Origin of the sequence: Paenibacillus etheri (genome assembly GCF_001012825.1) — a bacterium.
GTDB classification, from domain to species: Bacteria; Bacillota; Bacilli; order Paenibacillales; family Paenibacillaceae; genus Paenibacillus_AQ; species Paenibacillus_AQ etheri.
This window is the reverse complement of sequence record NZ_LCZJ02000012.1, coordinates 131,185-156,607: the sequence shown is the minus strand read 5'-3', so window position 1 is coordinate 156,607 and position 25,423 is coordinate 131,185. Positions and strand designations below refer to the sequence as shown.

Sequence of the window (25,423 nt, the reverse complement as noted above, 5' to 3'; positions counted from 1 at the left end):
TGTAGCTGTTATCGCCTGAATTGTACCACCGAGTATTTAATGGGTTCGACATTTCCCCGGAAATTAAATATTAAGAAGTGCTTTTAATTCCTGCAATTTTGAACGGGATAACGGAACCACAGCATCTTGACCTGTATTTAATCGCAAGCTGTAGCTATTTTTCGTCCATGTAATAATTTCTCTTACTTTTTGCAGATTAACGATGTAGGATCGGTGACACCTAAAAAAACCGAAATTTAATAATCTCTGCTCAAGCTCGGTCAGCGTCAACGCACAGTCATAATTTTCCCCGCCCACATGAACAAGGATTGAACCCTCTACACTTTCTATAAAATCAATTTCAGGCGGATTAAATAAAATCACTTTGTCATTTCTTTTGGTAGAGATCTTCTGCAAGGTTATATTGGCCTCGTCTTGTTTCTGTACTTCCTGCTTATCCTCCTCGGAGTCCTGGATATCGAGTGGATGAAATCCGGATTCGTTCAACCGATAAATTGCATCACAGGAAATAATTCCATCCTCTAAATTTGAAGTTAAAATTAAAATCTGCTTTTCTTTGGTAAGATCATCTAAAATCCGTTTAAATTGACGACGATCTTGCTCTTCCAAGTAAAAATAGGGTTCCTCCAGTACAAGTACAGGCTGACGCGCAAAAAAGACTCGCAGCAATGTCACATACATCCTTTTCGATGAGCTTAGATCCTTGATCTTTATCTTCCGTTCTTCTTTTAAAGCAAAATAATCCATCAACAAAGCGACACGCTCATTTCTCTCTGTTACCCTAATTAGAAAAGTGATTAGCTCTTCCACCGTTAAACGCAAATACTCGCTTTGCCCAGCTCGAAATATATAATAATGAGAATGATCCACTAATTGACTCATTAAAAGCTGTTTCCGCTTCAAGTCCGTTATAATGCCAATCGATTGGTTCGGTGTCATATTGAATTCGATCTTCGGTAGAAGTAATTCTCCATTATAATAAATTGGTTGAAATTGCATGCCGTCCTCCCGGTCAGTGCCACTTTAGGATATATAAAACAATTATAAGGGTGAGATACTTTTTTGTCAGTTTCTGCCGATGTAATATATAACAGGAATTACCTTCGGCTCCAGCACTGCGGAAATTATCGTCAACAGACAAATCACGCTGCTGCAAGGAATATCTAGCTTGATTTTATGGTCGCTCTTAGCTTTCAGCGTTGCATTGATCGGATTGCGCTCCGTCAGAGCACGTAAGATTCTCGACGGCCAACCTACGATTCTCGTCAAACAAGGCAGGATTCTGGAAAAGGATTTGGCTAAGCAGCACCTCAACATCGACGATTTAAGCATGTTGCTCCGGAATAAAGACATCTTCTCACCCGAAGAAGTCGAGTTTGCAATACTGGAACCTGACGGTAAACTCAGCGTGTTGAAAAAAGAAAGAACTGCTGCCTGCAACAAAAAAAGGATGTAAAAGTAACCGTTACACCTATTCACAATATCCCAACTGAGCTTATCGTTGATGGTAAGATCGTAGAAAAGAATCGACCCGATAGCGACAACTTGAGTCCGCCCCAACCTTCAAAAACTTTAGAAATGCCCCTCTACAACCAAAAAAAGAGGGGCTTTTACTTCTGCAAGTAAAAGTCCCTTCTTTTGGTACCATATCATCCCATCGCCGCAAAACTTGCTCATACTTAGGGGACCATTCTCCTCGCTGTCTGCCTTAGAAGCAGGTGAACGAGCGAATCCGATTCAAATCAATACCGAAGTACCCCCAGAAGAAACCGAACCATCTGAACCCTGCAATAGAATTACGCCCGATGAATACCGGGAAGAACCAGAATTGCTCGCCATTGTTCAGCCAAATGTATGTGTTGCGGAACAGACAGCGTCTGATCGCACCGGGGTCAATGGCAAATGCGGTAGCCGACATTTGCGGTACGAATTGCGGTGGAGGTGCCGTCGGCGCTTGAACGCCTCCCGGTGCACCTCCCGGAGGTCCCGGAGTCCCAGGAAATCCACCTGGAAAACCCGGTCCTCCTGGTCCTCCTGGTCCACTAGGTCCTCCTGGTCCACCCGGGAACCCTGGGAATTGGCCGGTTCCCGGCGTTGGAAAAAATCCCATATGTGATCGCTCCTTTCAATGAGTAGGCACAATCATCATATGCATTCGCGGAGAGAGTGCGTGGGCGAATGCCAATAAATAATCCCCGAAAAGCCGAAGCTGAACGGTGATGATATTCTTCAATCGCTATTACTATGCTTCGGAGGGCTTCTCTGAAAAATATCGCCCTACTTGTGATAGGCTCTCCGCGCTGTCTGAAACGACAAGTTTTAGGGCCATCCTTTGTCGGATGACCCATACGTTATTACAGGTATTGTCTGTGCTCAAACCCGCAATGTTATCCCGGTTAATTGGTTGAACTTCCTAGAACAATTCCATTCGTACATCATCAATAAAACGAAATCGAAGGGCACCTGCTCGAGTACCTTATACTATTGCTAAGTGTACTATTTTAAGACTCTATCAGTTGAACCATACATAGTCGAGCAGAGGATTATGATAGCGAATTAATATTTTGTCGTATTATTCTTCACATGCAATAAGATTTTACAATGATAAGCTTAATAATGTTTATGCCTTATTACACTTTAGGAGGTAATAAAATGAGCAAATACGACGAAGCCATGAAGCTGCTGGAAGAACAAGCGGGCAACAAGGACGGTCTGATCTCTCTGTCCACTATCGCGCTGGAACCGGGGGCCGATGGCAAAAGCCGTCCCGCTGCCCGCATTGTGGACGCCTATTATGAGGACGGCGCGTTCTACACCGTCACCTACGCGACCTCAGGCAAGATGCAGCAGATCGCCCAAAACCCCGAAGTCGCCGTTTGTATCATCGTCGAAAACTTTACGGCCTATGGTATCGGTGAAAACCTGGGCTGGGTATGTGACGAGAAAAACGCGGAGATGATGACAAAGCTGCGCACAATATTCGCCGAGTGGTATAACGAAGCCAATAACGACGAAGACCCTAACACATGCCTGCTACGCATTCGCCTGACAAAGGGCCTATGGAATGACGCCCACAAAGGGATCAGAAATGAGATTGACTTTGTCAATAAGACGGCAAATTAAGTGGTCTATGTGGTTCCCTCGGCGTCCAAAACAGTCGTCGCCCGAGACGACCCGGATCACAACCACGTCCGAATCAGACTTCCTCACTTTTCATACTCTGTAATGATTCTTAGTATTTTATTTCTTTGCCTTCAGAGCCTTTGCCAGCTTATCAGCGTCAGCTTGAGTGCTTAATTGAATAGCAGCAGTTGCTTTCTCCAATGTTTTCCTCCCGTTTACTACCTGTGTCAGTACTTTAAATAGAACTGACCGGAAATTTAACTCGAAATTTGCTGACTTGTTCATGAGAACATAACTTGCTATAGCTGAATCCAAATTAGGTTTTAATTTATAGAACGCATCCAGCTTGTAACCAGAGTACTCCTTAATCATTCGGGACAGAGGGGCACCAATACTATTATTAGAGGTATTGGGTTTATAGTATTCGTTAGCGAAGTCATCCCCATTGAAATATTTAATCAAATTCCAAGCAGCATCCACATTCGATGCACCTGCTGGAATCGCGAATATCTCACTAATAAGAACGTTTCCTGTTGACTTTCGATCCTTAGAATCCGCAGGACCGGCAGCAATACCAAGCGTAAACGGTTTATAATTCTTTACATTGTTTTTTGCTTTTTGCAAGGACTGCAGCTGACTGATAGAGGCTACTATCATAGCGGATCGTCCCATAATGAACGGGCTGCTCTCCAAGTGACTTTTACCCGACAGAGTGATCCTTTCGTCAAGTACCCCCGACTTCGTGGCCTCGCTCGCTATACGATAGGCATTTTTCCACGCAGTTGTATTCGCAGTAGCCGTAAGAGTATTTGGATCCATATACGTTAACCCTTCTGTTTTAGCAATATCCATTACCAAATTGCTGGATCCGGAGGCGCTTAAGCCCCAAATTCGGGTATTCTTATCCCCCTTAGTAGGGAATTTCTTAGCAAGCTTCAATATTTCTTCCCACGTCATTCCGTCACTTGGTGCTTTAACATTGTGCTTTTTAAATAAGTCCGCATTATACAGAAGAGCATACGACTCCACTTTTGGGCTTAACCCATAAAGTTTGCCGCCGCCTTGTTTCTTCAATTCATCAAGCAAGCCAGGGTTTAATGTTGTCGTGTCATAACTATCCCGCTTAATTAACGTTTCTAAATCTACCAGCTTTTTATCTTTAGACAGTTGCTTATAATGGTATGGGGGCAGCATTACAAGATCTGGCGAATACTTTTGGATCGCTGCGTTGTAATCCGTAATCGCACTCGAACCTGCAGGCGCAACTACTTGGATGTCTGTATCCGGGTACTTCTTACTGAACAGATTCCCATAAGTCCTATTGAAATCGTCTGCGTTCCAGTACAATACTTTTAAAGTGTCTTTCGTATGGGCCTGGCTACCCGAATTAGCGGAAACTTGTTTACCTGTGCCAAGACCTGCTGAAGTACCGATTAACATCACACTGAGACTAGTAAGCATAACCTTCTGTAATAAATTGTGTTTCAAAAATAAAACCTCCACTCAATTGTTATTTCAAACGGTTATTCGCTTGTATGGACCCAAGTATAGAATAGAAAGCTTATAAGCTAGCTACTGAAATTCTTATCATTTCCTTAAATAAGGCCGAGAAGCGCGGACAAAAAAGGACCCATTCCCAGATAGAAGCCATCTAAGAATGGGCTATTATGCCTATAAGGGCGTTTTCAGCGAGCTAAGGCTCCTGAGTTATTTCTTCGCTTTTTGCTTTTTCACAGCATCATCAAGGCTCTTTTGAACTTGGGTTTGAATGGAAGCCAGCGCTTTGTCTAGTGTCTTTTTGTTGCTTACTACCTGTTTAACTTCACTCTGCAGGATAACTGAATACTGTGCATTGTTAAATGGGATTCCTATTGGATTGATATATGGTGGTGTTTCCAGATTTGGTTTTAATTTATAGAAGGCCTCCATACTAAATCCTTTGTATTCATTACTATAATCCGTTCGTGATAGGGAATAATCTGAAGGCACCTCAGATTTGAATTTAGCAAAATCCGCTCCGTTATAAAATTTGACGAAATCCCAAGCAAGGTCTTTATTAGATGAACTAGCCGGAATCGCAAAGATTGAATCAAGATGAATGTTTCGTGTCATGTTCCGGTTCTTAGGGTCGGCAGGACCCGCAGCAATTTTAGCGGTAAACGGTTTGTACTTTGCAATAGAAGATTTATTTGCAGTTACACCCTTTAAAGTATTCATACTAGTCGTACTTACTGTCATAGCCGCTCTTCCCATAAGGAAAGGATCAACATCATATCCACTTTTATTTGAGCCTTCTATGGTATTAGATTTTATTGCAGTGATAGCCATACTGAATACCTTTTTCCAAGCCGCTGTATTCATAGTTACTTTAAGTGTATCAGGATTATATCGGGTTAACCCTTCAGAAGTTGCTATGTCATTGATTAAATAGGTGTAATTATCAAGAGGATAGTGAAGTCCCCAGATACGAGTGTCTTTGTTTCCTGTAGTTGGAAATTTTGCGGATAATTTCAGTATTTCTTCCCAGGTCATTCCGTCCTTCGGTAATGGGACATTATATTTTTTGAATAAGTCTACATTGTAAAAAAGAGATTCTGTGTTGAAGCGCGGACTTAGCCCGTAGAGCTTTCCATTCACTTTCAATGCGTCCAACAATCCAGGATATAGGGTTGCAGTGTTATAATTGTCTCGCTTGATTAACTGCCCCAGTTCTGCTAACTGATTCTCCTTGGATAACTGCTTATATTCTAGGGTGTTCAACATGACAACATCAGGGGATTGTTTGGCGATAAAATCTTTTAAGTCTGATTTTCCATCCCATTTCACTTCCTGAATCTGAGTATCGGGAAATTGTGATTTGAACAAGTTCTCATCGAAATAATATTTGTCTTCGTACAGCACCTTTAGAGTTTGTTTCATGTTTACCTGGGTGTTTGAATTAGCAGAAGCTTTTTGGTCTTGGCTAAAGCCTGCTGAAATAGCCAATAGCATAAAGCTCAAACTAACGATTACTGACTTTTTTAAAATATTTCTCTTCAAAATAAAACCTCCACTCATTCATTGTTTAAACGATCATTCTCTTGTGCTGAACTAAGCATAGAAGAGAAAGCTTATCAGCTAGCTACCGAAATTCTTATCATTTCCTTAAATATTGCTGGCGTTATTCATTGCATTAGAAATATCGCTTATAATTATTGTTCTACTCTTTAATTTAAGAAAGATACGAGAACCAAGGGAGGATCTATGGTGGAAAGCACGATTTTGATGGTGGATGATGAAGCGGAAATTATTCAATTAATGAATATTTATTTCAATAACGAAGGCTACAGGCTCCTGCAAGCGTCGAATGGACTGGAGGCGCTGGAGATTCTGCAGTCTCAGCAAGTCGATTTGATTGTACTGGATCTAATGATGCCCGAGATGGACGGGTTGCAGGCTTGTATGAAAATACGGGAAACGAATCCTATTCCCATCATCATGCTCTCGGCTAAAGGCCAGGATATCGATAAAATATCTGGCCTCAGTATCGGCGCCGATGACTACGTAACCAAACCATTCAACCCGCTTGAGCTGATCGCACGTATCAAGTCACAGCTTCGAAGGATGAACCAGTTCAACTCCGCTGCGGCTAACGCGAAGGAAATACATATCGAAAACGTTGTTATTAATATAGCGTCCCATACGGTAATGGTCGATCAGCAGGAAATCAAGCTGACTCCCCGCGAGTTCGCGCTCCTTCACATGCTGGCAGTCAATCGAGGGATGGTGCTGAGCATGGACCGCATCTACGAAGAGGTCTGGAACGAACCCTTTATGGAGTCGAAGAATAGCGTCATGGTTCATATCCGAAAGCTTCGTGAAAAAATAGAAGCTAATCCGCGCGAACCGCGGATAATCAAAACCGTGTGGGGGATTGGTTACAAAATCGAAAACGATCTAAAAGCAAGGGGTGAGTAGGATCCGACTACAGTGGCTGTATACGATTCGTTGGAGATTAATGCTGATTATGGTTGCAAGCCTGGTCTTAACAGGCGCAGCCATTTTTTTCGGGTATTTCATGGCGGGAGAGCTGCAAAAAATCAAATACGTGGCTGTCCCGATCAATTGGAGCATTGAGCATGCCGGATCCGTTCGCGTGATGATCATAACCGGTATCATTCTCTTTCCCATTACTTTCTTCCTTGCCAGCCTTCGTTTGGTTCAGGATTTGCGCGAAATCAACGCAGGGTTGCAGGAAATATTGGCAGGCCGGTTCGGGCGCGTGGTGACGGTCAGGGGCAAGGATGAGTTAAGCGTTGTCGCAGAGAGTGTGAATCAGCTCAGCAGCGAATGGGATCATTATCTGGAGGAAATTACCCGTGGTTTAGAGGAGATTGCTAACGGGCAGTTCGGACATCAAATTCCAGAAATTCCTAGTAACAAATTGGGCGAGGTCGCATTCAGTATCAACCAGATGAGTATGCAGTTGAAGCATTCGATAGCAGAGGAGCGCAAAGCGGAAAAGACCAAAAATGACTTAATTACCGGTGTATCGCATGACCTACGCACTCCACTGACTTCGATTCTCGGTTTTCTAGAAGTGATTGAGGAGGATCGGTATCAGGATGAACTGGAGATGCGTTATTACATCAACATCGCGTATGAGAAATCCTTGTCGCTTCGGCGCTTGATCGACGAACTGTTCGAATATACGCGAATCAACAACGGCATGCCTCTGGAACTGAGCGAGCTCGATATCGCCGGGTTGATTTGTCAGCTGGAAGAGGAATTCGTCCCGGTTACGGAGAACGCAGGTATGGAGATCAGGCTGAACATGCAAGAAGGAGAATTTAAGATCCAAGCGGACGGGGGGTTGCTGGTACGGGCGTACGAGAATATAATCGCCAATGCCATACAGTACGGGAAGGCGGGCAAATATATTGATATCGATATTGCTAAGGATGGAGATGTGCTGGTCGTGCGTATCCAAAATTACGGAGACCCCATTCCGGAACGGGACTTGCCCTTTATTTTCGACCGCTTTTATCGGGTGGAGCGCTCCAGGTCGAAGCAGACCGGGGGTACAGGTCTCGGACTGGCTATCGCCAAAAGCATTATCGAGGTACACGGAGGGAGTATCACTGTACACAGCAGCAAGAAGGCAACGATATTTGAGACAAGGTTCTCGAGTTCCGGCCTCAATCAGGCGCATACGGCTGCTCCGGATATAGTTCATAATGAATTTAAAATGTTACCGACCGTGCTCCCCGAGCAAGGCCTGGTGCCGGAACAAAGAATATCACCTCAGCATAGAAGCTTATTCCAATCTAGGGTAGCCGCAGTATCGATGATCGTGTTGCTCGTCTGTGCGGTGGTACTATTCAGCGTTAAGAATTCATTCACCTCCTCGCTCATGGTAAAGCTGGATGAAAATAGCGATAGCGATCCAGCGCTGATGCCAACAAGCGGAAATAACGAGATGGTATTACTAACCGGTATAACAGACAAGGGATATACACTTCTCATTCATCAATACTTATTCGACGGCCAGATCCTAATTATCCAATATTCCATGAAACATTCTAACAGGATATCCGAGGCGCAATGGGTGAAGCAATCGGTGAAGCCGACTTTTCAATTGGACTCTTCAACGATAGAGGCAGTTCCCGGCATCGTCACGGATTCAGGTGTAACGTTGGCCAAAAACGGCACCCTCAATTTTTCCTTCAACGGGACCTCGCCTCCAGATAAATTCCTGTTGAAAGTCAGCGTGAACGAGTTAATCCTGTTCGATGACCCGGATCAGCAGCAAATACTTACTGGAGACTGGAGCTTCCAAATTCCTGTGGTGAAAACTCATATACGAAAAGCCAATGGCCAAAGCGAGCCGTTGTAGAATTCAAACTAAGTTGTAATGGACATCAATGTGATTTCCCCGGATTCACCTTTTCTCCAGAAGCTGGAATCATTAAGCGTCGCTTGCATCAGCTCCGGTCCGCATCCCTATTTGATATTGATGGATGCATTTAAAACAAGCTACTGTGAGAGCCCTAGCCTTATAAGAATTATGAACAGGGTTTAGAACGTTAATTGGAATCACTTGTCTACGCTTTGGCAGTATCTAAATGTTGCAGCCTCTCCATCGATAAGGTGGGCGGGCTTTTACTATGTCCTATTTACGATGAAGCCTACACCCTAGGGTTGATATGGAGGGACTTCCATTACCTTTAGTCTACCGTCAACTCTTTTAACTGTGTAGGTGAACTTATCAGTGACTATGTCGGACTCCTGTGTCTGGAACAAGGTTCCGTCTTCATGCTTTAACGTAATCACGAATTTATAGTCATCCTTGCTTCCTCGGTCTGATCAAGAATTTCTTTAAGGGAGATGTTAGGAATCAGCTCTAGATACTGATTGAATAATTCTTGTTCATCGTTAGGATCTGTTTCAGGAGATAAATTCATGAGCCCCTTCTTTAATAACATTTTGTTCTGATCCCTCGTAGGATTTCATTAAGGTGGCCAATGCCGCTACAACCGAACCATACGGCGCCTTAGATTCTTGCAGCTTCATAAGCCAATAGGCAACCGACCCATAATCCAAATCGGAGGTCCATGCACCAACGACCTCAAACTAATTTTCATACACTCCAATCAAGGATAAGCAGTGGAACCAAGAACAAGTGCCGCTATACTAATAAATATAAGTACTTGTTACATATACATAACAATAACAGCCCTAAATATGTATTGACCTATTCTTGCTATTTATGAGTGTAAAAGAATACTTCGACTCATTCGGCGCATCTGACCTACTGTAAATGATCTTGATCCTCCAATAGAGTTTGTAGCTTAATTGTACATTTGAATTTCCTGTCTTGTTGCACGGTTTGGGTGACATATTCAAAGGGGAGGTGGCAATTTTATCATATTTGTTTTTATCATCGGGGATTTCTTGCCTGCGGCATAATTACATATGAAAACACAAAAAATTGTAAAGCATCTTTCTGTGACTGGTGAGAGTTTTCTAAAAAAAACTAGCCGTTACTTGTGATAAGGTTCACCGCGATGTCTGTAACGGCAAGTGTTTGACCACAAAGCAATTATGAAGTCACATAAAAAGTGATAAGACCACACCTCTTCATCAATAGACATGCGCGTGAAGCCGTACGGCTCCATTTTCCGAGAAATTCTGTTCGCAGCATCCTAAATCCCCCGCTATTTACGAAGCTCTACTAATTTAGTGAATTTTTTCACAAATTTTGTTTTTTGGCAAGTATAAATACTTCTATAACCCCCTCCAATTTTACTTTAAATCCCATTTTATTCACTAAATTTCCAAACTCAATAAGGAATAATATGGTATATAATACAAGTGTACTCAATAAACGTCATAAAAAAGCATTTAATACATAAAAGTATGTGAATTATATATTTTCCATAATCATTAAATGGACAAGCCGTATTGTGGTCCGAGGTAACGGTTGAAGCAATGGAGACCAGAGATGAATATGCCTGGTGCTTTAATTGCCTTGATTTCGCTCCCAGACCCATTATTACATGCTTTAGCTGCATTTCATTTTCATGCATTTTCTAAGCCTATATGGTGGTGATACGGCTTTCTCCATTTAGATTTTAGCTATGGATATTAGATTAATAAAAGGAGGTGAAACTATGAAATCATTAAACGAGCAAGCTACTTTGTGGTCCGATGTAACAGTAGAAGCAATGGAAATCAGAGATGAATACGCCTGGTGCTTTGATTGCTTCTGCCTAAAAATCGACATTTCCTGTGTAAGCTTTGGATGTATTTTCTAATTTAACGGCACGACCGCTTTCCTCAATTTTTTTAAGTTATTGCTTCCATTATTATTGACTATTAAAGGAGGATTTAACGATGAAATCATTAAACGCACAAGCCATGCTGTGGTCTGATGTAACAGTTGAAGCTATGGAGATCAGAGATGAATATGCCTGGTGTTTTGATTGCTTCTGTTTGAAGGTTGACGTCTCCTGTTTAAGCTTTTCATGCATTTTCTAAAAGAGTAGTATTCTCTTTAGCTTAATGCAACTGTACTTCATATTTTATTCGGCTAACGCTGTGGTCACTACATATTTTGATTAGAAGTACTCCGTTAAATCAAACAACTGCTTCCGTGTTCCGGGTTCGTTTATATCTGTAAAATGATATTTCCGGAACAGGGAAGCATTTATTATTTCTTTTTAAGGAGAATGGCAAATGGCAGTACTGACTAAATACATATTAATGTATCCTCTTGATGAAGAACACAGTCTGGCAATCAATTCGTTGACCAGTGCCATGGATATTATCGACCAGGAAACGAGATCTAAAATTGAGGATATGCAAAGCGGAATAAAGAATATTGAAAGCAATGAAGATGAGGAGCTTTACCAGCAATTGATGAGCCGGGGCTATCTTTTTGAAAATGCGCAGATGGAAAAGGATACTATTAACCGTTATAAGCTGGTACATCAAGAATTAGCAAAACGGAAGATAATCACTAACTTTACCATTTGTCCAACCATGGGCTGCAATCTGAGATGCACATATTGTTTCGAATCCGATGATCAGCATATCAATTATAATTTGATGACAGATACACAGCTGGATACCATATTTAAATACATTTCCGAAACGCTGGAAAATAGTAAAGAGGAACGGATCAGACTGAAAGGCGATACGCCTGCAACTATAAATGTTTTTGGAGGAGAACCGTTGCTGAAGACCAACTATCCTGTAATCAGCAGAATCCTTAAATTTGCCGAAGCTAACGGGATACTCGTCAAAATCATCACTAATGCAACTACTATACAACCCTATCTCGGTCTTTTTGAGCGATATGTTAAGCTGCTGCATCTGCAGATAACCGTTGACGGTAACAAAGAAATTCACGATGTCAGAAGAATTCGTGCCGATGGTTCGGGAAGCTTTGATCAAATCTGCCGCAATATTAACAGAGTACTCGATCTGGGAATCAAGGTTGCGCTGCGCATTAATGTTGATAAATCGAACATAAAAAGCTTGCGAGAGCTTGAAGCTGTAATTAAGTCAAACCAATGGGATCAGAATCCTTTGTTTTACCCGTATGCATCCCCTGTGCTGGACTTTTGCGGAGTTGGTGAAGATATCCTGACAGAGCATGAACTTTTGGATACCTTGCTTTCAGAGCGTTTATACGGAAATGAAGAAGGCTTCATTAAAGGGATTGTGTCTCCTTCCATTGGTTTCCTTAGCTTTTTCTTTGATTCAAAAAACCAGATGAAGCCGTGGAAGCTGGATTATTGCGAAGCTACTTCTGGCAGTAACTTTGGTTTTTCCCCGGATGGAAATATAACAACCTGTCTTACCTATGCGGGCAAAGGAAAGCACACAATTGGAACCTTTGATGAAAACGGAGTCCGATTAAATGAAGAAGATACTGCAAAATGGTTTGACCGTAGTGTCTTCCGTCTTGAAAAATGTCAGGACTGCAAGTACGCCTTTCTGTGCGGAGGCGGGTGTGCAGTTGCAGCCATAGAACGCAACCAGGATATGGATGATGTAGTCTGCAGTGATATTGCAAGCACCATTGAGAAATATGTATTTCACATTAAACGTACTATATTAAATCAATAGGGGAGAGAAACGTGGATTATGACTTTCTTAAACTAAAGGAGTATGACTGGAGAGTAGAGACCGGCGAGGGAATCCCGGATAAATATATGCTTTCCTTTAACGAAAGACAGCATATAAAAGTATCGGTTACTGCCAAAATAATAATGGACTGTTTTGACGGGACGAAAACGATACTGCAGGTTCAATCAGAGCTGATGGAAATGAATATTTCTTTAAGCCCTGATGATCTAAATAAATTTGTTGATGATTTCATAGTTGGAAATTCCATATTAGAAGGAATGAATTATGATACAAAGGGAAAAGGGAGCAGCTATATGTGGTGGCACCTCCCCCTCATTAATTCAAACAGGCTCTCATGGTTATTCGGGATCCTAAAGGTGTTTTATGTAAAATGGGTCTCGATCGTAATGCTACTCCTTATTCTATTCAGTGGCGTACTTTCAGCCTATCAAGTGATGACCAGCGGCTTTGGCCTTACTCAGGTAAATTCACTGGGATTTATATTGCTGGGCTATCTTTCATTGATTATTCACGAGTTCGGACACGTTGCTGCAGCGTATAAACAGCAGATTAGAGTAGGAGCCATAGGAATTGGGTTGTATCTTTTTTATCCGGTTATGTATGTTGATATGACCAATGCTTGGAGATTGGATCATAAAAAAAGAGTGCTTGTAGACATCGGCGGCATTTATTTTCAGCTCATTACCATTATTCCACTTACAGCAATTGCCTTTGTATCACATAATAGCTTCTTCTACATTGTGTCTATTGCCATTATTGGGATGACTATGATGAATTTAATACCATTTATAAAACTTGACGGATATTGGATACTCTGTGATTATTTGAAATTAGATAACATATCCAGCAATGCTTTCGGCATAGCTATAAAAGTGGTAAAGGGGGCTTTTGGGAAACGTGAAGAAGCACCGTTAGTAAAGGTTAATAGCAGAAAAGAGCAGAAGATTTATACCGTGTTTGCATTGGTCTACACCCTTTCCACCACAGTAATGGCAGTTCTGGGTATCATTCTGACGATTAAGGTCATAGGGAATCTGGATACCATTAAAAGCAATTCCATCACTATATTTAATGACATCCAGGCCAGCGAGTGGAGTTCTGCACTGGCTATGGTCAATAAGACGTTTATCTTTATTTTGCCGTTATTCTTTTTAAGCTTCACGATCGTCCGTATCCTGATAAATATCGCAAAAAAACTAATAAGCGGGGAGCAACGTCATGATCAGGCTAAAGGATATACATAAGACCTTCATCGATGGCGAGGGAGAGAACAAGATCCTTCAGGGCATCGATCTTACAATCAATGGTCATGAATTCATTACTATTATGGGGCCCTCAGGCTGCGGAAAGTCTACTCTGCTGAATATTGCCGCTTTATTGACGGAGCCGACTTCCGGCAGCGTGTATTTTGATGATAAGCTGGTGAATTTCAAGAAGGAAAAAAACCTAGAGCAGCTGCGGCGGGAAAAGATTGGTCTCATTTTTCAGAACGCAAATTTAATCCAGTGCTTGAACGTGCTTGATAATATCATTCTTCCAATGAGTTCAAAGTTAAGCTACAAAGTGAAAAAAAACACAGCTCTTGAGCTGCTGGATCTGGTTGGTATCAGCAATAAATCGAAAAATAACGTCAAATCCCTGTCCGGCGGGGAAGCGCAAAGAGTGGCTATTGTACGGGCATTGGTAAATAACCCACAGGTGCTGTTATGTGACGAACCTACAGGTGCACTGGATGCGGATAACAGCGGTATGGTCATGGACCTGCTGCTTGAAACCCGCAGGCGTACCGGTTGTGCACTGGTCATTGTGACCCATGATAAGGAGATTGGTGAAATGGGAGAACGTAAAATCGTTTTAAACGGGGGTGAAATCCTTGGAGTGGAGAACAGTGTTCAAGCTATATAATACGCGTAAGCAAAAGAGTAATCTTCTGCTTTACCTGTTTGTTATGCTATCCGTCGTGATAGCCGTAAGCATCTCGCTGGCTATCCCCCAGATAATTTCGGAAACAGAGCATTTTCTGACAGGTCAAGTAGAAGAATTGAATGGTGCGGATCTAAAAGTTGAGGCTACCTACGCCTCGAGTGCCTATGACCGGAAACTCGATGAGCTAAAAACGGATGGACTTCAGATCAGCAAACAAAGTGCATTTTCAACTACGTTTAAGCATGATGAAAGTGAAATCCTCGGCAGTCTGATCATTGGTGATTTTGGCTTGCAGGAAGATGAAATCATTCTGTTTGCACCTTTGGCTGAAGAATTAAACATTAAACAAGCTGATCAGGTAAGCATAGGTAACCAGACTTACACGGTTAAAGATATCGAGAGCACATCAAGAGCCGTTGATGGACAGTCTGAGATGATTGGATACGGAAAGGTTTCCTTTTATCCTCTTACCAATGAAATGCCGAATAACTTCATAACCTTGATTAATGGCGATCGGATCGATGAAGTAAAATCCGAACTAAAGACCATTGAACCGGGCTATACCTATTCTACTATTGAAGACAAAAAGCAGGAGATTCAAACCGAGCTCAATACCAATGCGACCACGCTGAACATACTTAATACGATGAGTTATATTATGACTATTTTATCCGTGCTTAGCGGGATCTTTATGATTATCGTTCAACGCCAGCAGGATATCGCCATAATGAGATTATTGTCCATCCGGATGAAATCTATCAAAAAGGCGCTGCGGATGGAGCTATATCTGGTGTTTATCATTCCGGTTCTCCTTGGCAGTATCGCCAGTATCCCTCTGGCCCGGCAACTGCTTGTAAGAAGCGGTATTCATAACACAGAATATGATTCATCTCTAATCGGCAGGGTACTTGCCGGATTTTTGCTGTTTCTGTTGATCTATTTTATCTTTATCAATATCGCCACAAAAGCTCTGGAAGCTATACATCCTTTATTTGTTATACGGGGCGACAATATTTCCTGGAAAGCATCCAAGCGCAAAGTGACCTGGTTGTCTGTTCTATTTGCCCTTTTGACTCTGGTGGTCTACGCCGTTTATCTGGGCAGGGGATCAGCGCTGCTTAGCAGTATAGTCATTGTGGCATATATCGGCTTTTTTTTCGTGATTACTCTATGGTGCATTAAGCTGCTGTCATCCCTTCCGTTAAAAAACAAGCTTGTGCATTACACCGCCAAAAATATTAAGGCCAATCGTTATGCCTTTGTCATTACCGTATTAAGCCTAACTCTAACCAGTCTATTTCTGCTGGTCGGCTATACATTGGAGAAAACGGTCCGGGACAGCTATACTGCCGGAGTGGAGCAAAAGCTAAATTATAATTATCTGGCCGTCAGCGACGACCCGGCCAAGCTGGAGAACGCCTTAAAGGAGTCGGCTGAGGTAGACGGATATACCAAGCTGTACCGGCAATCAGGAACCCTGCTAACCGCTCAAGGCTCGTCAAAATCAGCCCAAATCTGCAGTATTAATGAAGACGATTATCACATTAAATATAAAATTCTGGAGGGTGAGGATGTATTCCAGGGTTCGGCTGACGATGTGCTTATTTCCTCTGCTTTCAGTGAACAAATTGAGGTAAAAGTAGGCGGCACGCTCAAGCTGGAGCTGGACGGAGCCACAAAAAATTACAGAGTCAAAGGGATCTACGAAGCCGGACAGGTAAATCCGGCATTTATCCTGAAGCCTGCCGTCAACGAATCGAAAGGGAGCCTGCTGTTTCTTGTAAAAGCCGATTCCAGCTCATTTAAAGAAAATGTAAGCGGCGTTTCACTTATGCATATCAGCATAATGGGCATGGCGATTATGAAACGCATGGCCGATTTCTTGACCATTTTTAAATGGCTATGCTGGATTTGTATTTTCTCATCCGTCCTTTTCAATCTCAACCTCATTTACATGAATTACTTGAATGAGTATAAGGATTCTGTGATCATACGGGCACTTGGTGTAGGAAAAGGGTTCTTGTATAAGCATCTGGGATTAAAATCCGTTTATGCGATGCTGCTGAGCCTGCTGATGTCTCTCGGCTTGTATATAGCCGTGCTAAGTTTAGCTTTGGAAGTAATATTTAAAGTAAACGTCAATATAGCGGCAGAAACCATAGTAATCCCTGTATCATGTGCTCTCGGAATTGTAGCTGTTATCTTCTTCATTCCGTTCCGGCTGCTCCAGCGGGCCCAAGGTTTTGAAGAGCTGCGGGAGCAAGTTTAATTCGTGGGCTAAATCCAAATTATTGTTTCAAGTGCGGATGCAGCATTAGCTGGCAGGATTGCGATTATACCGATATAGTCTTAGTTCCATACCGTTGTTCAAAAAAGCTCGCAGAAGCCTGCTCACGCATCGTTCCGACCGGAGTGTCGCCTAACCCTTCTTTATAGTCGGCATGCTATAAATACAGGCTCCTGCGAGTTTTTCTAAAAAAAACTTGCCGCTACTTATGATATGGTTCACCGCGCTGTCTATAACGGCAAGTTTAAAGGGTACCCCCAATAGGTACCCTTTAAACTTATATTGCTTCTAAAGCAGATAATCCAACTAATCATGCGGCTATATGGTTGCGGAGACAACACTACAGTCTGCTTATTTTCTTCATCAGCACATAGCCGCACCCTTTTGCTTCCCTGCTTAATCTGTTTTGACTGGCTTGGAAGTCATTATCTGTGAAGGAGCGGTGTCAGGACGTTATCATATGTAGTAAAGCACCTACCCCATTGGGCAGGTGCTTTTATTGATTATGACTTCCGCACTGGTCTGATATACTTAAAATACCGCTCCGGATTAAAATAAAAGTAAATTATTCGACCGGGGGAAGTATCAAAGCAGTAACCAGTGCCTGCAAAATCAAAAATTGCCATTGCCTCTTCAATCTTTTCCTCCACACTACGATTTTCCTGCTCATAATCGAATGGCCCATGTTCAAAGACAATATATTCGGCTTCGGGAACATCAATCATAAGCATTTGTGGTGGTACTTCGCCTTTATAATCAAAAGGAAGTCGTACACCATGACACTCTGTACGCGGAATACCCCAATCGCAGAGTCTGCCGTCAGGGTCATTAATGTACGCCATAATCTGACCGCTGCCGCCGTTAGGTTCGCTCCCGCCATCGTCATCCAGTTTGCCCTTGATACTATCGAGTAGGCCGCAAATGGTTTCGCAGTCCTGTCCCGGAATAAGACTTTGCTTTTGCCAAAAATCCCAATACCCGTTACTCTCATAGTTTTTAATGTGCAGAAATTTGTGAGCGGGGATGGTTATAAAATAGATTTTAACATTGTCTGTAGATTTCATCATACCAATCTCTCCCAATCCCAAAAAGTAGCGGTCGAAAGGGTTTATTTTTGTACGAAGAACGACAGGCTTAGGCTTTTTTCGGTATTCGCTTGGAGTTACACCATATGTTCCCTTAAAGGCTCTGGTAAAAGCTTCATGTGATGAAAAACCATAATCAAAAGCAATATCTAAAAGGCTTTTTTCACTATCCCGAACTTCTTTTAGTGCAAAGGCTAATTTTCTATGCCGTAGATAATCCCTAAATTGCATACCCGATATTTCCTTGAATTTTCTCGTAGTGTGAAATTCGGAATAACCTAACTTGCGAGAAAGAAATCGTAGCGTTATTGCTTCACCGTTACGATTTTTAATACACTCGTCAATTTCATCAACGATTATTTGGATTTGCTTGTGCCACTCGTACATTCGTCTGTCCACCTCGTTTCAACCACTCTATAGTCATTGTAGAGTAATGGAAATTGCATTGCTTGATTCTACTTGCGGAAACCACTATTTAGTCTGTATCATATCAATTTGCAACTAGGCAGCGCATATTTTATCATCCGAAAAAGTGCGGAGACACCGTTGCGGCTGACTTAATCGCTGAGTATGTCTTATTAAAATTCCGCACCCATGCCAATAATAAACTTTTGAAATCTCTGCGAGCTTTTCATTGAAAACTTGCCGTCTGATACGGTGAACCATATCATAAGTAAGCGAAAACTATAACAGGAGCCGCCGGGGCATGTTCTCATCTAGACGTATTAAGCTCTTTTACTTCTATTATCTTTTTACTAAACTGATATTTTACAGTAACATTTTCAATAATTTCAGTATTCTGGTAGGCAAGAGAACCCTCAAATGCTAAAGTATCATTGTCTTTCCACACTAACTTATCTGCATAGCTATAATTCTCATGATCTGTGCGAATCCATGTATCTAATTCTTTTTGTGCACCATATTTGACTCTTGCAGATTCTATTAACTCTGGACTCGTCATTCCCTCTTCAATATTACTAATTTGAACGAAATTACTTTTATTAGAGCATGTTACAATCGCAACTAACTTATGATTGGGTGAAGGAACAATTTTTGTAACATACATAGATGGTGTAGAAAAACTTAAATACTCTTTAAGCACATTGTCTTTTATTCTCCAAATAACATTTTGACTTCCATAATCCGAATAATTATTAAACAACGTAAATACCATACTTCCGTCTGCTAATTTAACAATATAGGGGCTCCGATAACTTTTTGACAAAATATCGACGGCAAACGCAGCCGCATCGGCAATTTTTTGATTCTCATTTTTTAAAAATGGCTGAAGTTCCTTTAACGCTTTTACTCTCAACTTTTGGTCATTAAAGGATTCTACCAGCCTATTAATAGCAATATATACATATTCATTATTATCACTTTTTAAAGCATGTAGAAATTTTTCCGCTTCATATTGAGCAGTAGGTTCTAACTCCATGTCTTCAGCTTTTAAATAACGTATGTAAGGCTCTGAATTTTGATTTTTATAATATTCTGTTGCTAATAAAGCTGAAGCGGTTGAACTATACAGGATTAGACAGGCAACCAGAACAACCCATTTTTTAGAGATGCCTTTCTTCCTTTTCTCTGTTCCATTGTGCCCAGCCGCATTAATTAAGTTCTCATCAATGAGTCCGATCTCCTTAAATAAATCTTCTTTTTTCATAGGTTAACCCCCTCTTTGTCTAGATGAACTCTAAGTTTATTTCTTGTCCTAAATAATATAGATTTCACTTTACTACTACTCATATTAAATCTCATTGAAAGCTCATCTATTGAATAGGAATACCAGTACCTTCCAATAAATATGTTTCTTGCTTGCTCATCTATGCCGTATAAAAATTGATTTATTAAGTTTGCTACCTCACCTTCTTCATACTCTGTTTCTACAGTATCAGGTGAGGCTAAACATTCTTCTAGTTCAGTTAGAATGACTTCAAACTCACGATTACGCTTTTTCGCTGTGTTATAACCATACTTATCAAGCGCAATATTACGGGTGATCCTCCCTAGAAATACAGGAAAATTCCTAGGCAGATTAGGCGGTATTGCATTCCATGCAGCTAAGTATGTATCATTCTCACACTCTTCAACATCAGAGAAATTTGAAATAATGTTTCTTGCAATCACTCTGCAATAAGCCCCATATTTATTCTTAGTCTCTAAAATAGCTTGCTGTGAGCGCTGTAGATATAAGTGGACTATTCCTTGGTCTTCCATCCGTTATTCTCCTTTTAAACACTCTTATCTATATAGTAGAAAATCCGTAGAATGGGTTGCACTTATATTAAAATTTACACCAATATATAAAGACAACCCCCTCCTAAACAAGGAAGGGGTTCTTGGAATGGATTTACCTTTTGGTCATCTCTACAATTCAAAATGTTCTCTAACTAACCTAAATTGTTCTTCCACACTCATACTTGGTATTCTTTCAACGGTTTTGATCCCTATTTTAGTACAAGCATCCTTTATTTCATTGGAGAACTTAACCATAGATTTGTTCCCGTGCTTAATCGTTTCTTCTGGATTTGTCGTGTAGGCGTTAATACAGTCCAAAATCATCTTATGATCTTCTCTAAAGTAATATAATCTCTCGATCTCTTCGTTGGACGTATAAAAACAAATCATTCTCTCTTCTGGGATAAACGGTAGTATACGCTCAGGCATTATTCCTAGATCAATTATTATTGGTTTGTCATTAGGCATTTTCAACAAATCAATGATAAAGAAGTCCATCATCTCTTCGACGATTTGAAATAGCCACTGGCAGTGCTCATCTACGGGTTTATTGAACCACTTATTCCAATCCAAATCAGGATTAGGAAATTGAAGGGCAGGGTATTCAACAGGACTAGTGAATGGTCTATATTTTAAGACATCATCACCCAATGTTTGAAAGCCTAGTTCCTCTACAAATTTCTTGGTCATGGTAGTCTTCCCAGCACAAGGTCCTCCATTAAGCCAGTAAACATGTTTTAATTGTTCCTTCAAATAATCATTATTTATCTTCATCCGATACACCCCATATGATTTGTGTAGTATCTTACTTTAACATGTTGGTTTCGGGGAGGTGGCGGATTCTTATCATTCTATAACAGTAAAAACACATAGGAATTCTCCTTTCTTGGCACAAGTAGTTATATTCTACGAGTTGGGTTAAATTCCCTGTCACTTTATCTTTAATATTCTTTCGCTTTGAGGACTTTTCCCGTATTTTTCAATGATCATCGTTTTCATCAAGAAACCTCCATTTCTTTTCGTCTCGTTCAATCGTTTAACTTAGTGAACCATTTGCTGACGAGTATGTCATAACAAGATATGCTCTGCAACCTTGGGAAAGAAAATCGACAAGTAATTTTTTTTACATTTCCTCTCCCCCAACCCTCAGAGCAGAATTGTCGATAAATCTGAAATCGTAACCAGAATAATTAGGCATAGACTACCAAGGTAACCTGATAGGTTAATTCGCTTAACTAAGCGGTCATTGAGGATATTTTATACAAAAAGTTATAATTCAATTGACTAGTCGAAATGATACAAATTGGAGGTTATCCAAATGAATATTGAGATAGGAAAAAAAATCAAAACACTACGATTACAAAAAGGAATGACTCAGGAAGAACTTGCAGCAAAAATGAATATGTCATCTCAAGCAGTATCCAAGTGGGAAAACAATGTAACCATGCCTGATATTCAAATTCTTCCTGATTTATCCGTGATTTTTGGTGTTACAATTGATGAATTATTTGCATTAACCGATGATACCCATTTAGAACGAATTGGAAATATGATTAGTACTGAACATTTTATATCCGAAGACGATTTTAACTATGCTGAACAATTTTTAAAAGAAAAACTAACGGATGAGCAAAAAAAATCCCCATCCCTCACCTTGCTAGCTCAGTTACACATTCATCGTTCAGATGAGCACCGTGAATTGGCTTCCCATTATGCCAAGGATGCACTGCTACTAGCTCCGGACAGCAAAAGTAATCATAATGCTTTGCGAGATGCAGAGAATGGAATCATTTTTGACTGGAACTTTTCAAATCACCATAAACTCATTGAGTATTACAAGAATTTCGTGCCAAATCACCCAGATTACTGGCAGGCTTATGTATGGCTTATGAACTATTTAATTGCAGACGGCAGATGCATTGAAGCAAAAGAAATTCTGGAACAATTGAACCAAATCCAACCTGGTCATTTATATCAAAAATATGGAGGGCTGATATGCAAGGAAGAAGGCAACCTTTCTCAAGCGCTGGCTCTCTGGGAGCAAATGACTGATTTGTATCCTGAGGATTGGCTTGCATGGTCCTCCAGAGGAGACTGTATGGCTAAACTTTGCAGGTACGACGAAGCCATAGAATACTATTCCAAAGGTTACGAACTACAGCCAAGTCCAAAGTATACAGATGCATTTGAAGCCATTTCTCATATATATATAATAAAAGGGGAATATGATAAGTCTATTGAAAAGCTTCACGAAATAATTGAGCTACTAGAAAGGGACTGGAAAGTCATAGAGGGTAAGACCGTTGATTTTTATAAGAGAGAAATAGAAAATTTAAAGATAATGTTGAATAAATAAACCTAACATTATTAAAAACACCAAATAACATGGACGAGGCCCTTTCCGCCAAAATAGCGGAGGGGGCTTTTGCTTTCGGTAAGCAACCCTCAAGATACTATATTATTTTGTGAACCCAGAATGCTTGCAGGAACTAGTGTGTGCTAATTTTGCCCAAGCGGTGCAGTCCCCGGATATCGTAGGTTTTCTTTCCTTGTAACCTTCTAGCTATCTACCCGATCTAATATATAAGTAACGTTACGAACATCCTAAGACTTTTAGTCAAGAAAGCAGGTAAATCTTTGCATATTAATTCTATTGTCGTCAAAGCCAAAGCTGGGGACCCAGAAGCATTCGTGCAGTTGATGCAGGAGATAGAGTTACCTTTATATAGAACTGCAAGGTCCATCGTCAACAAAGATGAAGATTGTGCAGATGCCCTGCAAGAGACGATGCTTAAAGCCTTTAAGTCCATCCATACACTCAGAGAGCCCGATTTTTTCAAAACGTGGATCTTCCGGATTCTGATTAATGAATGCAACAAAATGATCAAAAACAACGCAAGAGCCCTCCCTTATGGAGAGCTTCCTGAAGTCCCTTCCACTTCCAAGGATTATGAGAAAATCGAATTATGGGATGCCGTTCAACATCTTGAGGAGAATCTACGGATTGTCATTCACCTTCATTACCTACAGGACATGCCGATCCGTCAAATTTCCGACATTCTCGAAATTTCTACGGTTGCCGTGAAGACCCGGCTGCATCGCGCCCGCAAAAAGCTAAAGCATTCATCTCAATTCAATCAAGAAATGGAGTTGCCACATGGTGAACACTAAGTTAGAAGAACAATTAAAGAACTGCCAAAGCCTACTTCCCGATCAGTTATCGGATATTGCCCGCGCCAAGCTGAATGAGACTTACCAAATCATCAGGGAGACCGATAATTCCATTTCCCCCATTCAGAGAAAGACAAATGTATCAAGAACTTTTAATAAATGGTGGCTTTCCACTGCAGCCGCTGCAATCCTTGGAGTTACAATCCTTGCTTCCGGCTTTGTATCGCCCGCAATGGCTGATGCACTCAAGCAAATTCCGGTTCTGGGACAAATCTATTCATTATGGGGCGAGAACAACGGAGATCCCGGTGTTCAAAAAGCCGAGGATTTCATCACAAACGTAAACCAAAGCGTGACCCATGGCGATGTGACTATGAATATTCCAACGTTGTTATTTGACGGGACCCGAATTCTTATGAACTTAACTACTCCTGGAAACCGTCTGGCTTCGGAGCCCAATTCGCCGCCTTCCGATGCCAATAAAGGGGCGGTGGATACGTTAGAGGTTCTCTATAAAGGCCAATCTCTGCTCTGGAGTTACGAACACATGGACGGTGAGACTGCTTCCAGTATAATGGTTGAGGTTTTGAACACTTATTATGAGCCGAGCACAACAACACAGACTGTCCAGTTCCCTGATCAGTTTGACTTGACTGTAAATGTAACGTTAAAGGGTTACGATGTCCCGTTCCAATTCGTTCTGCCTGTTACAAAATCAACGCCCGTTACCGTTCTAACTTCAGAGGAGACCAAGCATCAAGATAACATTAACTTGCAGATCAGTAAGGTGGAAATCACCCCAATCACAACCCAGGTATCCGTTGAGTACAAAACCAAACCGGGCCAGAGCGTAGAAGAAATGCTCGCTTCTATCCCTTCGAAATACAAGGGTGCTAACGGGGGCATCATCGCTCTTCAGTTTGACATCGTGGATGAAAATGGCGTTCAACTGAAGCCCATCGGTGCTCACCCCATTAGCGAATCTTATAATATTCGTTTTGAACCCTTCAAGACTATACCGAGTACCGTAACCATCAAACCGTACTTAGTCGTATCCGAAGGTCAAGCCCCAGCTGGGGTTAAAGGACGGTGGGAAGACAACAATATGGTCAAGGAATATATCCCTGAGCTGGAGACTGTACTTTCGGTGCAATAGTTCAATTGTAAAAAGGACATTATTGTCTGGGATTAAAAGGGTATGCGAACCTACAAAAGACGAAGCCATAATTGGAGGCCACTGAAAAACGTGTACTTTACGAATCTGTAAAATGTGCCTGAATAGATAAAGGCGAATTCTGACTCCAGTTCGAGTAAGACTTCGCCTTTATTTTATATATGTCCTCATGTTTTTTACTTTAATAGCGTCAATATTCTTTTGAGATTTACTGCAAATATAGCCATTGCCCCTTGCATGTGCATGCCAACGAGACCTGAGGAAGATGCTACATCATACCCGTGTCTGTGTTTTAGTTCACTATTCTTCGCTTCGATTTTATAGCGTTCTCTTGCTCTCTCTTTGAAATATTCACTTTCTTGAAAAGTTTGCTGCTCACTATGCTCCGTGGATTTGATACTCACTGAATAGGTTTTTGATTGTGCGCCCTCTTTATAACATCCTTCTCTATAGGGACATTGCTTACACTTATCGATATCAAAATAATAAGTATATATTTGATTTCTGCCTACATTCTTTGTCCCCGTACGTGCTCTACGAATTGCCATATGCCCAGCTTTACAAACGTACCTCCCTGCATCTTTATTAAACTCAAATTCATCTTCTTTTTTACGAGCACCTTGAGTAATCTGCGGATGTAATTTGGATACGAGTTGCAATTCGTTTTGTTTGGCATACTGAATATTTTCTTTCTCAGAATAGGCTGTGTCGCCAATAACTGTATTGATTTCCATGCCCGTTGTGCGACTTTTTTCGATTAGTGTTTGGAGTTGTTTCCCA

General features: G+C 41.2%; 23 protein-coding genes. 13 read left to right on the top strand and 10 right to left on the bottom strand.

Annotated features, from left to right (window positions below; translation table 11 throughout):
- Positions 1-63: 63 nt before the first annotated feature.
- Entirely contained in the window at positions 64-999 is a 936-nt protein-coding gene (locus tag UQ64_RS01260) for a LytTR family transcriptional regulator DNA-binding domain-containing protein (RefSeq protein WP_060621739.1), read from the bottom strand.
- A gap of 169 nt (positions 1,000-1,168) precedes the next feature.
- Between UQ64_RS01260 and UQ64_RS31880 the strand changes: the two genes are divergently transcribed.
- Positions 1,169-1,456 (top strand): DUF421 domain-containing protein, encoded by a 288-nt coding sequence (locus UQ64_RS31880; RefSeq protein ID WP_245237819.1) that lies wholly within the window; start codon positions 1,169-1,171, stop codon positions 1,454-1,456.
- A gap of 252 nt (positions 1,457-1,708) precedes the next feature.
- Here the strand turns inward: UQ64_RS31880 and UQ64_RS01250 are convergent, their stop codons facing one another.
- Entirely contained in the window at positions 1,709-2,110 is a 402-nt protein-coding gene (locus UQ64_RS01250; protein WP_060621738.1) for a hypothetical protein, read from the bottom strand.
- A 542-nt stretch (positions 2,111-2,652) separates the two neighbouring features.
- On the opposite strand from UQ64_RS01250, the gene UQ64_RS01245 reads away from it, so the two are divergent.
- Entirely contained in the window at positions 2,653-3,123 is a 471-nt protein-coding gene (locus tag UQ64_RS01245; protein WP_060621737.1) for a pyridoxamine 5'-phosphate oxidase family protein, read from the top strand.
- A 117-nt stretch (positions 3,124-3,240) separates the two neighbouring features.
- Here the strand turns inward: UQ64_RS01245 and UQ64_RS01240 are convergent, their stop codons facing one another.
- Both UQ64_RS01240 and UQ64_RS01235 read right to left on the bottom strand, forming a co-directional pair.
- Positions 3,241-4,611, bottom strand: coding sequence for an ABC transporter substrate-binding protein (locus tag UQ64_RS01240; protein ID WP_060621736.1), 1,371 nt, complete (start codon positions 4,609-4,611; stop codon positions 3,241-3,243).
- Positions 4,612-4,830: 219 nt separating this feature from the next.
- The gene (locus UQ64_RS01235) at positions 4,831-6,162 is read right to left on the bottom strand and encodes an ABC transporter substrate-binding protein (protein ID WP_060621735.1); all 1,332 of its coding nucleotides are present in this window, start codon (positions 6,160-6,162) and stop codon (positions 4,831-4,833) included.
- Between the two features lie 204 nt (positions 6,163-6,366).
- On the opposite strand from UQ64_RS01235, the gene UQ64_RS01230 reads away from it, so the two are divergent.
- Both UQ64_RS01230 and UQ64_RS32640 read left to right on the top strand, forming a co-directional pair.
- Positions 6,367-7,080: a response regulator transcription factor gene (locus UQ64_RS01230; protein WP_060621734.1), complete on the top strand. Its 714-nt coding sequence runs from the start codon at positions 6,367-6,369 to the stop codon at positions 7,078-7,080.
- On the top strand, positions 7,073-8,998 hold the full coding sequence (locus tag UQ64_RS32640; protein WP_342447558.1) for an ATP-binding protein: 1,926 nt from the start codon (positions 7,073-7,075) through the stop codon (positions 8,996-8,998). The genes UQ64_RS01230 and UQ64_RS32640 overlap by 8 nt, the downstream gene beginning before the upstream one ends.
- Positions 8,999-9,549: 551 nt before the next feature.
- Here UQ64_RS32640 and UQ64_RS31510 read toward each other — a convergent pair.
- Positions 9,550-9,705, bottom strand: a complete 156-nt coding sequence (locus UQ64_RS31510) for a hypothetical protein (RefSeq protein WP_209445676.1) — start codon at positions 9,703-9,705, stop codon at positions 9,550-9,552.
- Positions 9,706-10,775: 1,070 nt separating this feature from the next.
- On the opposite strand from UQ64_RS31510, the gene UQ64_RS30590 reads away from it, so the two are divergent.
- The 6 genes from UQ64_RS30590 to UQ64_RS01205 all read left to right on the top strand — a co-directional run bounded on the left by UQ64_RS30590 (position 10,776) and on the right by UQ64_RS01205 (position 16,954).
- A complete protein-coding gene (locus tag UQ64_RS30590) occupies positions 10,776-10,919 on the top strand; it encodes a hypothetical protein (protein ID WP_156417414.1) in 144 nt (47 codons plus the stop codon).
- A 79-nt stretch (positions 10,920-10,998) separates the two neighbouring features.
- On the top strand, positions 10,999-11,142 hold the full coding sequence (locus tag UQ64_RS30585; RefSeq protein WP_156417413.1) for a hypothetical protein: 144 nt from the start codon (positions 10,999-11,001) through the stop codon (positions 11,140-11,142).
- A gap of 198 nt (positions 11,143-11,340) precedes the next feature.
- Positions 11,341-12,738, top strand: coding sequence for a radical SAM/SPASM domain-containing protein (locus UQ64_RS01220; protein WP_060621733.1), 1,398 nt, complete (start codon positions 11,341-11,343; stop codon positions 12,736-12,738).
- 11 nt (positions 12,739-12,749) lie between these two features.
- Positions 12,750-14,003 (top strand): zinc metalloprotease, encoded by a 1,254-nt coding sequence (locus tag UQ64_RS01215; protein ID WP_060621732.1) that lies wholly within the window; start codon positions 12,750-12,752, stop codon positions 14,001-14,003.
- Positions 13,978-14,664: an ABC transporter ATP-binding protein gene (locus UQ64_RS01210; protein WP_060621731.1), complete on the top strand. Its 687-nt coding sequence runs from the start codon at positions 13,978-13,980 to the stop codon at positions 14,662-14,664. Before UQ64_RS01215 ends, UQ64_RS01210 begins: the two co-directional genes overlap by 26 nt.
- A complete protein-coding gene (locus UQ64_RS01205; protein WP_156417412.1) occupies positions 14,633-16,954 on the top strand; it encodes a hypothetical protein in 2,322 nt (773 codons plus the stop codon). Before UQ64_RS01210 ends, UQ64_RS01205 begins: the two co-directional genes overlap by 32 nt.
- Positions 16,955-17,475: 521 nt before the next feature.
- Here the strand turns inward: UQ64_RS01205 and UQ64_RS01200 are convergent.
- The 4 genes from UQ64_RS01200 to UQ64_RS01185 all read right to left on the bottom strand — a co-directional run bounded on the left by UQ64_RS01200 (position 17,476) and on the right by UQ64_RS01185 (position 21,072).
- Positions 17,476-18,444, bottom strand: coding sequence for a helix-turn-helix transcriptional regulator (locus UQ64_RS01200; protein ID WP_060621729.1), 969 nt, complete (start codon positions 18,442-18,444; stop codon positions 17,476-17,478).
- 325 nt (positions 18,445-18,769) lie between these two features.
- The gene (locus UQ64_RS01195) at positions 18,770-19,723 is read right to left on the bottom strand and encodes a hypothetical protein (RefSeq protein WP_060621728.1); all 954 of its coding nucleotides are present in this window, start codon (positions 19,721-19,723) and stop codon (positions 18,770-18,772) included.
- Positions 19,720-20,277, bottom strand: coding sequence for an RNA polymerase sigma factor (locus tag UQ64_RS01190; protein ID WP_060621727.1), 558 nt, complete (start codon positions 20,275-20,277; stop codon positions 19,720-19,722). The genes UQ64_RS01195 and UQ64_RS01190 overlap by 4 nt, the downstream gene beginning before the upstream one ends.
- A gap of 150 nt (positions 20,278-20,427) precedes the next feature.
- The gene (locus UQ64_RS01185; RefSeq protein ID WP_060621726.1) at positions 20,428-21,072 is read right to left on the bottom strand and encodes a DEAD/DEAH box helicase family protein; all 645 of its coding nucleotides are present in this window, start codon (positions 21,070-21,072) and stop codon (positions 20,428-20,430) included.
- Positions 21,073-21,616: 544 nt separating this feature from the next.
- On the opposite strand from UQ64_RS01185, the gene UQ64_RS01180 reads away from it, so the two are divergent.
- The 3 genes from UQ64_RS01180 (at position 21,617) to UQ64_RS01170 (ending at position 24,625) form a co-directional block, all read left to right on the top strand.
- The gene (locus tag UQ64_RS01180; RefSeq protein WP_060621725.1) at positions 21,617-22,654 is read left to right on the top strand and encodes a helix-turn-helix domain-containing protein; all 1,038 of its coding nucleotides are present in this window, start codon (positions 21,617-21,619) and stop codon (positions 22,652-22,654) included.
- 281 nt (positions 22,655-22,935) lie between these two features.
- Positions 22,936-23,469 (top strand): RNA polymerase sigma factor, encoded by a 534-nt coding sequence (locus UQ64_RS01175; protein WP_060621724.1) that lies wholly within the window; start codon positions 22,936-22,938, stop codon positions 23,467-23,469.
- Positions 23,456-24,625: a DUF4179 domain-containing protein gene (locus UQ64_RS01170; RefSeq protein WP_060621723.1), complete on the top strand. Its 1,170-nt coding sequence runs from the start codon at positions 23,456-23,458 to the stop codon at positions 24,623-24,625. The genes UQ64_RS01175 and UQ64_RS01170 overlap by 14 nt, the downstream gene beginning before the upstream one ends.
- 194 nt (positions 24,626-24,819) lie before the next feature.
- Here UQ64_RS01170 and UQ64_RS29800 read toward each other — a convergent pair.
- On the bottom strand, positions 24,820-25,423 hold a 604-nt coding region (locus UQ64_RS29800; RefSeq protein ID WP_209445675.1), incomplete at its 5' end, for a transposase.